This window comes from Propionibacterium acidifaciens DSM 21887 (genome assembly GCF_000426605.1).
GTDB lineage: Bacteria > Actinomycetota > Actinomycetes > Propionibacteriales > Propionibacteriaceae > Propionibacterium > Propionibacterium acidifaciens.
The window spans coordinates 90,409-104,470 of the sequence record NZ_AUFR01000002.1 but is presented as its reverse complement, the minus strand read 5'-3'; the positions used below and the strand labels follow the sequence as shown (position 1 = coordinate 104,470).

General features: G+C 73.8%; 10 protein-coding genes. 3 read left to right on the top strand and 7 right to left on the bottom strand.

Annotation, left to right across the window (positions count from 1 at the left end; translation table 11 throughout):
- Positions 1-430 precede the first annotated feature (430 nt).
- The 4 genes from K336_RS17425 to glmS form a co-directional block, all read right to left on the bottom strand.
- Positions 431-2,344, bottom strand: coding sequence for a DEAD/DEAH box helicase (locus tag K336_RS17425; protein ID WP_123825851.1), 1,914 nt, complete (start codon positions 2,342-2,344; stop codon positions 431-433).
- A 310-nt stretch (positions 2,345-2,654) separates the two neighbouring features.
- Positions 2,655-4,109 (bottom strand): NAD(P)H-hydrate epimerase, encoded by a 1,455-nt coding sequence (locus K336_RS13720; RefSeq protein WP_081660504.1) that lies wholly within the window; start codon positions 4,107-4,109, stop codon positions 2,655-2,657.
- Between the two features lies 1 nt (position 4,110).
- Positions 4,111-4,479, bottom strand: a complete 369-nt coding sequence (locus K336_RS0101975) for a holo-ACP synthase (RefSeq protein ID WP_028706150.1) — start codon at positions 4,477-4,479, stop codon at positions 4,111-4,113.
- Between the two features lie 10 nt (positions 4,480-4,489).
- The gene (gene glmS, locus K336_RS0101970; RefSeq protein ID WP_021796117.1) at positions 4,490-6,334 is read right to left on the bottom strand and encodes a glutamine--fructose-6-phosphate transaminase (isomerizing); all 1,845 of its coding nucleotides are present in this window, start codon (positions 6,332-6,334) and stop codon (positions 4,490-4,492) included.
- A gap of 201 nt (positions 6,335-6,535) precedes the next feature.
- Between glmS and coaA the strand changes: the two genes are divergently transcribed.
- A complete protein-coding gene (gene coaA / locus K336_RS0101965) occupies positions 6,536-7,516 on the top strand; it encodes a type I pantothenate kinase (protein WP_051245324.1) in 981 nt (326 codons plus the stop codon).
- Positions 7,517-7,527: 11 nt separating this feature from the next.
- Here coaA and glmM read toward each other — a convergent pair whose 3' ends face one another.
- The 3 genes from glmM to rplM all read right to left on the bottom strand — a co-directional run bounded on the left by glmM (position 7,528) and on the right by rplM (position 10,265).
- On the bottom strand, positions 7,528-8,883 hold the full coding sequence (gene glmM / locus K336_RS0101960) for a phosphoglucosamine mutase (protein ID WP_028706148.1): 1,356 nt from the start codon (positions 8,881-8,883) through the stop codon (positions 7,528-7,530).
- A gap of 402 nt (positions 8,884-9,285) precedes the next feature.
- Positions 9,286-9,807: a 30S ribosomal protein S9 gene (rpsI, locus tag K336_RS0101955; RefSeq protein ID WP_021796123.1), complete on the bottom strand. Its 522-nt coding sequence runs from the start codon at positions 9,805-9,807 to the stop codon at positions 9,286-9,288.
- 14 nt (positions 9,808-9,821) lie between these two features.
- Positions 9,822-10,265 (bottom strand): 50S ribosomal protein L13, encoded by a 444-nt coding sequence (rplM, locus tag K336_RS0101950; RefSeq protein ID WP_021796122.1) that lies wholly within the window; start codon positions 10,263-10,265, stop codon positions 9,822-9,824.
- Between the two features lie 509 nt (positions 10,266-10,774).
- Between rplM and K336_RS0101945 the strand changes: the two genes are divergently transcribed.
- Together K336_RS0101945 and K336_RS0101940 are read left to right on the top strand one after the other, a co-directional pair.
- On the top strand, positions 10,775-11,806 hold the full coding sequence (locus K336_RS0101945; protein WP_028706147.1) for an NlpC/P60 family protein: 1,032 nt from the start codon (positions 10,775-10,777) through the stop codon (positions 11,804-11,806).
- Positions 11,807-11,929: 123 nt separating this feature from the next.
- Complete coding sequence (locus K336_RS0101940; protein ID WP_043123097.1) at positions 11,930-14,038, top strand: elongation factor G-like protein EF-G2; 2,109 nt, start codon at positions 11,930-11,932, stop codon at positions 14,036-14,038.
- The last annotated feature ends 24 nt before the right edge of the window (positions 14,039-14,062 follow it).

Here is a 14,062-nt window from a genome sequence, read left to right as displayed (position 1 = left end):
AGCCAGAGTCGCCCTTCATCTGACCGAAACCGTCCCCTGCATCGCCCCGGTCGGCCAGGCCTCCCGACGATCCGCGAATCCGCGTCATGGACGATCTCGCGACGGTCCCCGCCGGTGCTGACCGTCGCGGCCCAGCGCCCGCACTCGCCCACTCGTACCGGTACGACCTGCCGGTGGGCTGGGTCACCTCGACCAGACGGCCCGCCGCGTCCCGCCCGAACCTGACCAGGGATGGAACAGCAAAACCGCGTACGATCAAGGACCATGGCAACGCCGACCCACAGCGTGTCGACGTCCGCATCACGGAACGGGTCGGCTCCTCCCGGCTCGGACGTGTCTCGTCGGGGCGCGTGGTGCGCTCGGCCGCTGGCCGACCCGGATCGGTGACCGGTGCCGTGCCGACGCCCGTGGTCCGGCCGTGTGGCCGGGTTCACTGTCTGGAGCCCCTGCGCCGGTACGGCCGCCCACCGCGGCGCACGCCCCTGCGGCCCCCCTGCCTGCGGGCCGGGCGCGGCGGGGCGATGAGGGCCTTGTACCGCTCGGCGCTGATCGGTTCGCCGTCGGGCTCGGCGCCGCCGGTCAGCTCGGCGAGCCGTTCGCCGGGGCGCACGCCGTGGGGGCGCTCGTGGACGCCGGCCTCGCGCAGGATGCGCTCCATCCGGCGGCGCTGGCGGGGCAGCACGATGGAGGCGACCAGGCCGTCGGTGCCGGCGCGGGCGGTGCGCCCGGCGCGGTGCAGGTAGTCCTTGCCGTCGTGGGGCGGGTCGGCCTGGAGAACGAGCGAGACGTCATCGACGTCGATGCCGCGGGCGGCCACATCGGTGGCCACGAGCACCGGCACCCTGCCGGCGCGGAAGGCGTGGAGCACGCGGGCGCGCATGCCCTGGGGCAGGCCGCCGTGGAGGGCGCCGGCCATGACGCCCGCCCCGCGGAGCCGCTCGGCGGTCTCGTCGGCGTCGCGCTGGGTGCGGACGAAGACGATCGTGCGTCCCGGCCGGTTGACGGCCTGCGCGATGACCTGCCTCCTCTCGCGGGCGCTGACGCCCCAGACCTCGTGGCGCATCGTCGTGACCGAGGCCCGCGCGGAGTCGACGCCGTGGACGACCGGGTCGTGGAGGTAGCGGTGCACGAGCCCGTCGACCTGCTCGTCGAGCGTCGCGCTGAACAGCAGGTGCTGGGCCCCGGCGGGCACCTCGTCGAGGATGCGGGTGACCTCGGGCACGAAACCCATGTCGGCCATCTCGTCGGCCTCGTCGAGGACGACGGTCTCGACCCGGTCGAGACGGGCGGCGCCCCGCTCCACGAGATCGACGAGCCGTCCGGGCGTGGCCACGACGACGTCGACGCCGTGGCGCAGGGCCCGCAGCTGCGGGGTATAGCTCATGCCGCCGGCGACGAGCACGGTGCGCACGCCGACGGCACCGGCGAGCGGGCGCAGGACGTCGTGCACCTGCATGGCCAGTTCGCGGGTCGGAGCCAGCAGGACAACGCGGGGATGCCCGGGCGCGGCGCCGCCCGTGCCCAGGCGGGTGAGGGCGGGCAGACCGAAGGCGAGGGTCTTGCCCGAGCCGGTCCGGCCGCGGCCGAGCAGGTCGCGTCCGCTCATGGCGTCGGGGATGGCGGCCGCCTGGATCGGGAAGGCCGTCGTGATGCCCTGTGCGTCGAGGACGGCGACGATGGCCTCGGGCACGCCGAGTTCAGCGAAGCGCGGGCCGCGCCGGGGCCGGTGCGCGGGCCGATCGAGGCCGACGGAACCGTGCGGGTGCTCGCCGCGCGGACGCCCGACGCGCCCGGTGCCCGCGCGGGACGCGGAGTTCTCCGGCGCGGGCCCGGCGGCCGGGGACGCACCGGCCTCGGATTCGGGAACGGCGGGGTCGGTGTCGAGGGCGCGCGCCCACTGGGGGTCGACGTCCCCCGCCGACCCGCGGCGCTCGTCACGACCGCGGCGGTCACGACCCCACCGGTCCTCACGACGGCCCCGGCTCCAGCGGTCCTCACGACGATCCCCGCCATGACGGTCCCTGCCACGGCGCTCGTCCCGGCCCCGGGCCTGGCGGCCGGCACCACGGCCTGCTGGCCGTCGGTCGTCGCCCCGGCCCTCGGACCGGTCCCCGCCGCGCGCCGGACGGGCGGGCCGGCGTCGGTCGTCTCCGGCGGGCCGCCACGTCCTGCGGTGCGCGGGACGGCCGGTGCCGGCCTCCCACTCGTCACGGCCCCAGGCGCGCGGACGGGCGTCCCGCTCGTCGCGCCCGCCGCGGCCTCGGGAGGAGCGCTCGCGGGCGGAACGGCCACGGTCGGAGCCGCGGCCACGACGAGGGCGGCCGGAATCATGGGAGGAGGACATGGAGGAACCTTCGAGACGACGGGAGCGGAAGCCCTGCGTCGAAATTCCCGGTCGGGCCCCTCGTGCGCACATCGCGCACCGGCGATCCAGCATAGCGGCCGGGCCAAGCCGGGCCGAGACCGTCGGCGAGGGCGGAGACCGGCCGCGACCGGCCGCCCCCGTCGAGCCGGGACGCGCCCTCCGGGGCACCCGGCGTGCGGTACGGATGAGCACGACCCGGTGAGTCGGGGCGCTCTTGGTTCACGAGCGCCCTCGTCCCGACACCATCGGCACGACCCCGGCGGGCCGGGACGCTCCACCATCCGCCCCGTCAAGCCGGCGCGGGCCGGTCCCGGCGTCCGGAGGCGGCGCCAGCCCGCTCCGCGAGCCGTGCGATGAGGGCGGGCAGCGTGCGGGCGAGCGCGTCGGGCGGGTACGGGCCGGGCATCGCCTCCGCGGCGAGCGCCTGGGCGCTGGCCCCGAGCACGCCCGCCCAGCGGGGTCCCAGGCCCGCCGCCAGCAGCGTCGCGCAGATGCCGGCGAGGACGTCGCCCGAACCGGCCTGCGCCGTCCAGGCGGGGCCGGGCAGGGCGACGGTGACGCGGCCGCCGGGCTCGGCGACGTACTGGGCGGCGCCCTTGAGCAGCACCGTCGTGCCGAAACGGTCGGCGCCCTCGCTGGCGGCGCCGACGGGATCGGCGAGGACGCTGGAGCGCTCGACGCCCAGCATGCGGGCGAGCTCGCCTGCGTGCGGGGTCGCGAGCGAGCCGGCGGGCAGCGCGACGGGCAACTCGGCCAGGGCGTCCGCGTCGACGACGAGCGGCACCCCGTCGGCCAGCCGCTCGGCCAGGCGCCGCCGATTCCGTCCGGGATCGCCCCAGCCGGGGCCGACGAGCCAGGCCTGGACGCGGCCAGGCCCGAGGGTGACCGAGGGCATCGCCGCGACGACCATGGCGGGCACCGGCTCGGGCGCGCAGCAGCGGATGAACCCGGCCCCGGCGTGCAGGGCCCCGCAGGCGGTGAGCACGGCGGCGCCCGGGAAGCGGGCCGAGCCGGCGTCGATGCCGACGACGCCACGGGCGTACTTGTCGGACTCGGGCCCGGGCACCGGCCAGCGGGCCGCGACGTCCCAGGGGTCGGCGGCCAGGAGCCCGGTACCGGTGACGTCGATGCCGATGTCGGCCACCTCGACGCGTCCGCAGCGGGAGGCGGCCGGCTGGACGACGTGGCAGGGCTTGAGGGCCCCGAAGGTGACGGTGCGGGCGGCCGTGAAGCAGGCCGGGTGCTCGGCTCCGGCGCCGTCGGAGTCCAGGCCCGAGGGCACGTCGACGGACAGGACCGGCACGGCCAGGTCGGCGCAGGCGCGGGCGAGCTCGGCGACCGGTTCGCGCAGCCCGGGGCGGCCCCCGATGCCGAGCACGGCGTCGATGACCAGATCGGTGTCGGCCAGCCCGGCCATGGCGGCCGCCGCGTCGACCTCGCGGGCGCCGGAGGCGATGGCGGCGGCCCAGCCGGACTCGTGCCGGCGCGCGGAGGTCGGCCACAGCGCCACCTCGATCCCGGCGGCGGCGAGGTCGCGGGCCGCGTAGAGGCCGTCCCCGCCGTTGTTGCCGGGACCGACGACGACGAGCACGCGGGTGCGGGACGCCGGGGCGGAGGCGAGCATCTCGCAGGCGGTGGCGCTCACGCGCGCGGCGGCGGTCTCCATGAGCCCCTCGCCGGGGTGCGCGTCGAACCAGGCCCGCTCTGCGGCCCTGATCGTCTCCGCCGTGGCGACGGGGCGCATCTCAGCGCGCCTCCGCGACGACGACGGCGCAGGAGACCGGCCCGTCGTGGCTCAGCGACAGGTGGAAGCAGGTGGCCCCCAGCTCCTCGGCGCGGGCCAGCACCGTGCCGCGCACCACGAGCGAGGGCCGACGGTCGGGGCCGACGACGATCTCCGTGTCGCGCCACGACAGGTTCCCGGGGGCGCCGAGCGCCTTGGCGAGGGCCTCCTTGGCGGCGAAGCGGGCGGCGAGCGACTCGGGGGCGCGCGGCAGCCCGTGGGCGAGGCGCTCGTCCGGGCTGAACAGCCGGTCGAGGACGCCGGGCCGGCGCTCCACCATGGCGCTGAAGCGCTCGACCGAGCAGACGTCGATGCCCACGCCGATGATCATGTCCACTCCCCTACTCGACGGTGACCGACTTGGCCAGGTTGCGCGGCTGGTCGACGTCGTTGCCGAGCGCCGTGGCCAGCTCGCAGGCGAACAGCTGGAGCGGCACGACGGCCAGGACCGGCTGGAGCAGGGTGCTCACCCTCGGCAGGCGGATGACCCGCTCGGCGTAGGCGTCGACCTCGCCGTCGTCCTCCTCGGCCAGGACGATGGTGCGGGCCCCGCGGGCGCGCACCTCCTGGATGTTGCTCACGACCTTGTCGTGCAGCTGGTCGCGTCCCGCCGGCGGGACGATGACGAAGACCGGCATGCCGGGGTTGATGATGGCGATCGGGCCGTGCTTGAGCTCGCCGGCGGCGAAGCCCTCGGCGTGCAGATAGGCGATCTCCTTGAGTTTGAGCGCGCCCTCCATGGCGGCCGGGTAGCCGACGTGGCGACCGAGGAAGACGTAGTCGCCCTGGTCGATGAGCTCGTGGGCGAGCCCGTAGACCTCGTCGGCGCCGTCGAGCAGCCGCTGGATGCGCGGCGGCATGCCGGCGAGCTCGTCCATGACGGCGCCGATCTCGTCGCCGAACTTGACGCCGCGCACCTGGGCGAGGAAGAGGCCGAGCAGATAGCAGGCGATGAGCTGGGTGAGGAAGCCCTTCGTCGAGGCCACCCCGATCTCCGGGCCGGCATGCGTGTAGATGACGGCGTCGGACTCGCGCGGGATGGTCGAGCCGTTCGTGTTGCAGATGGCGATGACCTTCGAGCCCTGCTCGCGGGCGTGCCGGATGGCCTGCAGCGTGTCGGCGGTCTCTCCGGACTGGCTGATGGCCACGCACAGGGTGTTGGCGTCGACGATCGGGTCGCGGTAGCGGAACTCGCTGGCCAGCTCGACCTCGCAACCGATGCGCGTCCAGTGCTCGATGACGTACTTGGCGACCATCCCGGCGTAGTAGGCGGTGCCGCAGCCGATGATGATGATCTTGTCGACCCGGCGCAGCTCCTCGGGGCCGATGCGGATCTCGTCGAGGACGAGTTCGCCGTTGTCGGAGTAGCGCCCCAGGAGCGTGTCGGCGACGGCCCGGGGCTGCTCGAAGATCTCCTTGCGCATGAACCAGTCGTAACCGGACTTCTCGGCGGCGGTGGTGTCCCAGTCGACGTGGTAGGGGTTGACCTCGACGGGCCCGCCCTCGAAGTCGGTGACCTCGATCGTGTCGGCGGTGATGACGACGACCTGGTCCTGGCCCAGCTCGATGGCGTCGCGCGTGTGCTCGATGAAGGCGGCCACGTCGGAGGCGAGGAAGTTCTCGCCCCTGCCGACGCCGACGACCAGCGGCGAGTTGCGCCGGGCGGCGACGACGCGGGTCGGGTCCCGGGCGTCGATGGCGACGAGCGTGAAGGCGCCCTCCAGGTGGGAGCAGACCCGGCGCATGGCGCCCGCGAGGTCTCCGGCGGAGTCGAGCTCGCGTCCGAGCAGGACGGCGGCGACCTCGGTGTCGGTCTCGGAGCGGAAGGCGACGCCCTCCCCGACCAGCTCGGCGCGCAGGGAGGCGAAGTTCTCGATGATGCCGTTGTGGACGAGCGCGACGCGCCCGTCGGCCGACAGGTGCGGGTGGGCGTTCGCGTCGGTGGGGCCGCCGTGGGTGGCCCAGCGGGTGTGCCCGATGCCGATGGTCGACGCGGGCAGCGGCCTGGCGGCCAGCTCCTCGTCGAGGTTGGCGATCTTGCCGGCCTTCTTGCGCCACTCGATCCGGCCGTCGGCGCCGACGGCCACCCCGGCGGAGTCGTAGCCGCGGTACTCGAGGCGTCGCAGGCCCTCGATGATGACGCTCACGGCCTGCTGCGGGCCGACGTAACCGATGATTCCGCACATGGTCCCTACTCTAGGGGCACCCGGCGCCGGGGCGGGCGCACGGCCCGACCCGCTCGGCGTCCCGGCGGACCCGCGCGGCGACCTTCTCATCGCCGCGGCCCGTCGCGCCGAGTGGACATCGGCGCCGTGACGTGGTGGGCTGCACGGGTGCAAGGCTCATCAGACCCCACCGGCTCGGAGGACGACCGGCCGCCGCGCACCATTGAGGCCCTCGACGTGGTCGCCCGTCACGCCGTGGCGGCCGACGGCCCCTGGTTCGAGGTCGGCCGCGCGCAGTGGGCACGGCTGGCCGACGGCGGCTCCCCCGGCCTCGACCGGGCGACCGTTGAGCACCTGCGGGGGCTCGACGACCCGACCGACGAGTCCGACGTCGAGCAGGTCTACCTGCCGCTGAGCCGGCTCATCGAGCTGCACCGCACGAACCGCAGGCGCCTGTGGGGGGCCCAGAACCGCTTCCTCGGCCTGAGCCCGGACACGACGCCGCGCACCCCGCTCATCGTCGGCGTCGCCGGCTCGGTGGCCGTCGGCAAGTCGACGACGGCCCGGCTGCTGCGCGAGCTGCTGGCCCGCGGCGAGAACCGTCCCCGCGTGGTGCTCGTGACCACCGACGGCTTCCTCCTGCCGAACGCCGAGTTGGAGGCCCGCGGCCTGCTCCAGCGCAAGGGCTTCCCCGAGAGCTACGACCTGAGGGCGCTGCTGCGCTTCGTCATGGACGTGAAGTCGGGCCGTCCCGACGTCTCGACGCCGGTCTACTCCCACACCCTCTACGACATCGTGCCGGGCGAGCGCGAGCAGATCCACCGCCCCGACATCCTCATCCTCGAGGGCCTCAACGTCCTCCAGCCGGCCAGCGCCGGGCGCAGCGAGCGGGCCTCGGTCGCGATCAGCGACTTCATCGACTTCTCGGTCTACGTCGACGCCGACGAGCACGACATCGAGCGCTGGTACATGGAGCGCCAGCTCGCCTATCTGCACGCCGCCGCCGAGGACGACGACAACTTCTTCCGGGCCTGGCGGAACCTGAGCGACGAGGACTTCCTCGCCCTCGCCCGCCGGGTGTGGGCCCGGACCAACGGCCCGAACCTGCGCGACAACATCGCCCCGACGCGCCCGCGCGCCACGGTGATCCTGCGCAAGGGCCCGGACCACCGCGTCGCGACTGTGCGCATCCGCAAGATCTGAGGGTCGGCCCGTCAGCCCCGCAGGCCGACCCGTTCGGCCACGACGCCGGCGAGCCGGTGGGCGATCTCGTCGGCCTGCTCCTGGGTGGCGGCCTCGACCATGACGCGCACGAGCGGCTCGGTGCCGCTGGGCCGCAGGACGACGCGCCCGGAATCGCCGAGCTCCCGGCCGGCCGCGGTGACCCGGCTCGTGATGACCGGATCGATGCCGGCGCGCAGCTTGTCGACGTTGGGCACGTTGACGAGGGACTGCGGCAGGCGCGTCATGACGGAGGCCAGCTCGGCGAGGCCGGTGCCGCTCCTGGCGACCTCGGCGGCCACGTGGAGGCCGGTCAGCACGCCATCGCCGGTGGTGGCGAACTCGCTCATGATGACGTGGCCGGACTGCTCGCCGCCGAGGGTGAAGCCGTTGGCCGCCATGTCCTCGAGCACGTAGCGGTCCCCGACCTTCGTCTGGTCGACGTGGATGCCGTGCTCGCGCATCGCGACGATGAGACCGAGGTTGCTCATGATCGTCGCCACGAGGGTGTTCTCGACGAGCTTGCCCTGGGCCTGCAGCCCCAGCGCGAGGATGGCCATGATCTGGTCGCCGTCGATCCAGCGGCCCAGGGCGTCGACGCCCTGGCAGCGGTCGGCGTCGCCGTCGAAGGCGAAGCCCAGGTCCGCGCGGCGGGCGACGACCTCGGCCTGCAGGCTCTCGATGTGCGTCGAGCCGCAGCCCTCGTTGATGTTGAGGCCGTCGGGGCTGCGGTGGATGCCGATGACCTCGGCGCCGGCCGCCTCGAAGGCCGGTACGGCGGTGACCGAGGAGGCGCCGTTGGCGCAGTCGAGGACGATGCGCAGGCCCGCCAGGCTCGTCCCGCCGAGAGAGTCGACGAGATGGTCGATGTAGGAGCCCAGGAGCCGGTCGTCGGGGCAGACGTGGCCGACGTCGGCGCCGGTGGGGCGCCGCCAGTTCTCGCCCATGCGCTCCTGGATGGCGTCCTCGATGGCGTCGTCGAGCTTGACGCCGCCGCGGGCGAAGAACTTGATGCCGTTGTCGGGCATCGGGTTGTGGCTCGCCGAGAGCATGACGCCCAGGTCGACCTCCTGAGCGGCGACCAGGTGGGCCAGGCCGGGGGTCGGGATGACGCCGACGTCGACGACGTCCACGCCGGCGCTGGCGAGGCCCGCCATGACAGCGGCCTGGAGGAACTCCCCCGAGATGCGGGTGTCGCGTCCGACGATCGCCACCGGCCGCCGGCCGTCGAAGGCGCCGACCTCGCCGAGCACATGCGCTGCGGCGACGGACAGGCCGAGGGCGAGTTCTGCTGTGAGGTCACCGTTGGCGACGCCGCGGACGCCGTCGGTTCCGAACAATCGAGCCATGGGTGGAACTCTACTCATCACCCGCGGTGCACCCGATCCCGTCCATCGCCCGGGGGCGACCGCCGGCCGCGCATCGCCCGAGGACGGGGGCGGCGGGAGCACGTGGCCGGGCACCCGACTCCCCCGCCCGGGGGAGGGCGCATGACGTGGCCGCACATCTCCTCGGTGAGGGTGCGACTCTCCCCCCTCGGGGAGGACGGGGCGCCACGCCCGCGGAACGGGCGACGGCAGCGGCCCGCACGCCGGCCGGGCCCGTGGGCGCCCTCCTTCGTGCTCCGCGGGGACGACGACGGCCCGGACCCGTCCGTCCCCCTCCGCCTCGCCTCGGAGGCGACCGGGGCGGGAGCAGAGCGCGGAGCGGGGACGGGAGGCGGGACCGGGCCGTGCGACGGGCGCGACGAATCAGCGCTTGGAGTACTGCGGGGCCTTGCGGGCCTTCTTGAGGCCGGCCTTCTTGCGCTCCTTGACGCGGGCGTCACGGGTGAGCAGGCCGGCCTTCTTGAGGACCGGGCGGTTCACCTCCGCGTCGATGGCGTTGAGGGCGCGGGCGATGCCGAGGCGCAGGGCGCCGGCCTGTCCGGTCGTGCCGCCGCCGTCGATGCGGGCGATGACGTCGTAGGCGCCGGTGGCGCCGGCGGTGACGAAGGGCTCGTTGATGAGCTGCTGGTGCACCTTGTTGGGGAAGTACTCCTCGAGGGTGCGGCCGTTGACGCGGTAGGAGCCGGTGCCGGGGACGAGGCGCACGCGCGCCACGGCCTCCTTGCGACGGCCCGTGCCGGCGCCGGGCGCGATGACGGCCGGGCGCTCAGCGGCGCCGGCACCGGCGGCACCGGTGGAGTCGGAGCGGTAGGCGATCTCGCGGTCGTTCTCGTCGGTGAACGGCGTCGTGCCGGTCTCGACGTCCTCGTTGGCGGTCTCGGACACAGTCAATTCCTCGCTCACTGCGCAATCTGGGTGATCTGGTAGGGCTGGGGAGCCTGGGCCGCGTGCGGATGCTCGGGGCCGGCGTACACCTTCAGCTTCCTCATCTGCTGACGGCTCAGCTTGTTCTTCGGCATCATGCCCCAGACGGCGCGTTCGACGGCCCGACGGGGATCCTTCTCGAGGAGCTCGCCGATCGAGGTGACGCGCAGGCCGCCGGGACGGCCGGAGTGGTCGTAGCGCAGGGAATCGGTGCGCTTCTTGCCGGTGAGGGCGATCCTGCCCGCGTTGACGACGATGACGAAGTCACCGGTGTCGATGTGCGGGGCGTAGGTGGGCTTGTGCTTGCCGCGCAGCAGGGTGGCAGCGGTCACGGCGAGACGGCCGAGCACGACGTCCTCGGCATCGATGACATGCCAGGCCCTGGTCACTTCGCCGGGCTTCGGGCTGTAGGTAGACACGGTCGCAGACCATCTTCCACTAGTTCACTACGGGTTCTGAGTTCACTCCGCACTGTCGGGGCGCGGTCTTCGGGGCGCCCTCGAGAGCCCGCCGGACCGGCGCACCGCCATGGCGGAGGCACAACAGCGACTAACGATAGCCCGGGAACCCCGCCCTGGTCAAAGCATGGCGAGGGACCATCGCCCCGGCCGCCCGCCGCCGGGACCCCTCTGCTGCCGCCGCCGATCCCCCGCCGGAGGAGCCGGAGCCAGGGGCTCCACCGCCGGACGCGGGCGGGCAACGGCCGGGCGCGCACCACGGGTACCGGTCGTCGGGATCACCCCGCCCCGCACCGGGGGCGGTGCCCCGTCATGTGCGGCTCATGTGCGGCGGCCCAGAGAACGGCAACCGGATTCCTCCCCCGAGTTGACCCGGTTCCTGAAGAGTCTTAGACTTTCTCAGGAATTGATTCAGGGAGCACGATCTTCTCTTCGCCGCTCCCCTCCCGCAGACCTTGAGGATTCGTTGCATGAGCGCACGCAGGGCACTGGTCGAGCAGTCCGCCGACATGATCTCGGCGACACTCGCCATCACTGCAGTCACCACAGCACGCAGGGCGATGTCCACCACCTCCACCACCGGCGCCCGGCGGGCGCTCGCGGACGACGAGTTCATCGCCGCTCCCGCCGCCCGCCGGGCCCTGTCCGAGTCGCTGCGGGCGACCGAGTCGCCGCGGCCGCTGCGGGCCGCCGAGCCCGTCGACGAGCCGACGGGGGCCGGGCGCGCCCGGCGCGCCGCCGAGCCCGTCGTCCCCGTCGCCCTGACCCTCGACGGCACCGGCCCCGAACGCGCCTTCATCAAGGCCGAGCCGGACTCCCGCAGACACCACGGCAGGTCGCGCCTCATGGCCGCCGGCATCGGCCTGGCCGCCGTGATCGGCACCGTCTCGGGCGGTCTGGCCATCACGACGAACGCCATGGCCTCGGGCACCGCCAGCCCGTTCGACACGACGGACGCCGAGACCGCCGGGGTCATCGCCGACGACCAGGCCGGCGCCGAGGCCGATCCGGCCATCGAGGAGACCCCCGAGGTCGTCGAGGTCGAACCCATCACCGTCGACGTCACACCGACCGTCGACCCGGCGAGCGTCACCGCCCCCGGGCAGAAGGCCCCGCTGTCCACCGCCCAGGCCATCGAGAAGGCCAAGTCGATGGTCGGCGACCAGAACTACGGCAACATGTGCCTCGCCCTGTCGGCGGCCTTCTACGGATACTCCAGCGCCGGCGTGAACTCCGCCACCGACGCCGCCGCGACCATCCAGGCCGCCGGCCAGATGCACACCGACATGAACAGCATCCCGGTCGGCGCCCTCGTCTGGTACGACGGCGGCCCGTCCGGCAATCCCTACGGCCACGTCGCCATGTACGCGGGCGACGGCATGATCTACTCCAACGGCGCCCCGACCGGTGTCGGCCTCATCCCGCTCGACGAGCCGGCCGACGGCTGGCACGAGCCGATCATCGGCTGGTCCACCGTCTGGCTGCCCAGCGCGACCGGCTGACCCGGACGATCCGGCCCCCCGAGGCCCCGGCGACACGCCGGGGCCTCCCCTTTTCCCGCCCGTCCGGGCCCCTCCGGGCCGACGGGCCTTGCCAGAGCGGCGAGCTCGGGGCAATGTGTGCACATGAGTTCAAAGACGAACACCGCACCACGGATCCAGGGTCCGGAGGATCTCCGCAACGTCGTCCTCGTCGGCTCCGCCGGCAGCGGCAAGACCACGCTGTTCCAGAACCTCCTGCGGGCCCGCATCCCCGACCACCGCCCCGACAAGGAGGACGCCGAACGCACGAGCACGCTCGCGCTGGCCAGCGTCGTCGACCACAACGACACGGCCGGCGACGACGTCGTCGTCAACCTGCTCGACGCGCCCGGCCACCCCGACTTCGCCGGCGAGCTGAGGGCCGGCCTGCGGGCGGCGGACGGGGCCGTCTTCGTCATCAGCGCCGCCGACGGCCTCGACCCGATCACCACCTCGCTGTGGGCCGAGTGCGCCGCGACCGGCATGCCGAGGGCGATCGTCATCACGAAGCTCGACACCGACAAGGCCGACTTCGAGGCCACCCTCGACGCCATCACGACGGCCTTCGGCTCGGGCACGCACCCCGCCTATCTGCCCCTCGAGGACGAGGACGGCCAGGTCATCGGCAACATGAGCCTGCTGACCGGGCACGTGCACGACTACTCCAGCGGCCGGCGCGTCACGACCGACGCGGACGAGGCCCAGCGCTCCCTCATCGAGGCCTTCCGCACCGACTACGTCGAGTCGATCATCACCGAGTCCGAGGACGACGCCCTGCTCGAGCGCTACTTCAACGGCGACGAGCTGAACAACGACCAGGTCGTCGAGGCCCTCCTGTCGGCCATGTACCACGGCAACTTCTTCCCGGTCATCCCCGTACGGCTGGACGGCATCGGCACCGAGGAGATCCTCGGCCTGGTCCACCGGGGCTTCCCGCACCCGAACCGCCGCACGCTGCCGCTCGTCGTCGACGCCGACGACGAGCCCATCGACCCGCAGCTCGGCTCGGTCGAGGGCCCGCTGCTCGCCGAGTCGATCCGCACGATCGCCGACCCCTACGCCGGGCACCTGTCGATGGTGCGCGTCTACTCCGGCGTGCTCACCCCCGAGGCCGCCGTCCACGTGGCCGGCCACCGCGAGGGCATCACCGGTGTCCGGCACGGGCGCGAGGACCACGACGACACCGAGCGGATCGGCCTGCTGACCGTCCCGGCCGGCACCGGCACCGCCCCGGTCGACAGGGCCATCGCGGGCCAGATCGTCTACGTCGCCAAGCTGTCGCGGACCGACACCTCCGACACCCTCTCGGATCCGGGGCACCCGGCGGTCATCGAGCCGTGGGAGCTGCCCGAGCCGCTGCTGCCGACCGCCATCGAGGCGGCCGGGCGGGGCGACGAGGACAAGCTCGCCACGGCCCTGGGCCGGCTGCTCGTCGAGGACCCGACGGTGCGCGTCGGACGGGATCCCGACACCGACCAGATGCTCCTGTGGACGATGGGCCAGGCCCATCGCGACCTCGTCCTGGCGAGGCTGCGCGGACGCTACGGCGTGCAGGTGACGACCCCGCCGGTGCGCGTGGGGCTGCGCGAGACCTTCGTCGCGCCGGCCGAGGGCCACGGCCGTCACGTCAAGCAGTCGGGCGGCCACGGCCAGTACGCGATCTGCGACATCCGCGTCGAGCCCGGCGAGCGGGGCAGCGGCTTCACCTTCGTCGACGAGGTCGTCGGCGGCGCCGTCCCCCGCCAGTTCATCGGCTCGGTCGAGAAGGGCATCGCCGCCCAGCTCGCCAAGGGCACGATCAGCGGGCACCCGATGGTCGACGTCAGGGTCACGCTCCATGACGGCAAGGCCCACTCGGTCGACTCGTCCGACATGGCCTTCCAATCGGCGGGCGCCCTGGCGCTGCGCGAGGCGGCGAACCCCGCGACGGTCGCCCTGCTGGAGCCGATCGACGAGATCGCGGTGCACTGCCCGAACGAGTACCTGGGCGCCGTCATGACCGATCTGAGCAACCGGCGCGGCCAAGTCAGCGGCACCGAGCCCGGCGACGACGGCTTCACCACGGTCACCGCCCGCGTCCCGGTGCTCGAGCTGCTCGAGTACGCCATCGACCTGCGCGGCATCGCCCGCGGCGCGGCCAGCTTCACCCGCGCCCGCTCCGGCTTCGAGCTCATGCCCGCCACCAAGGCGGCCGCCCACCTCGGGGAGCACTGAGCGCCGACGCGGACGCCTCCCGGC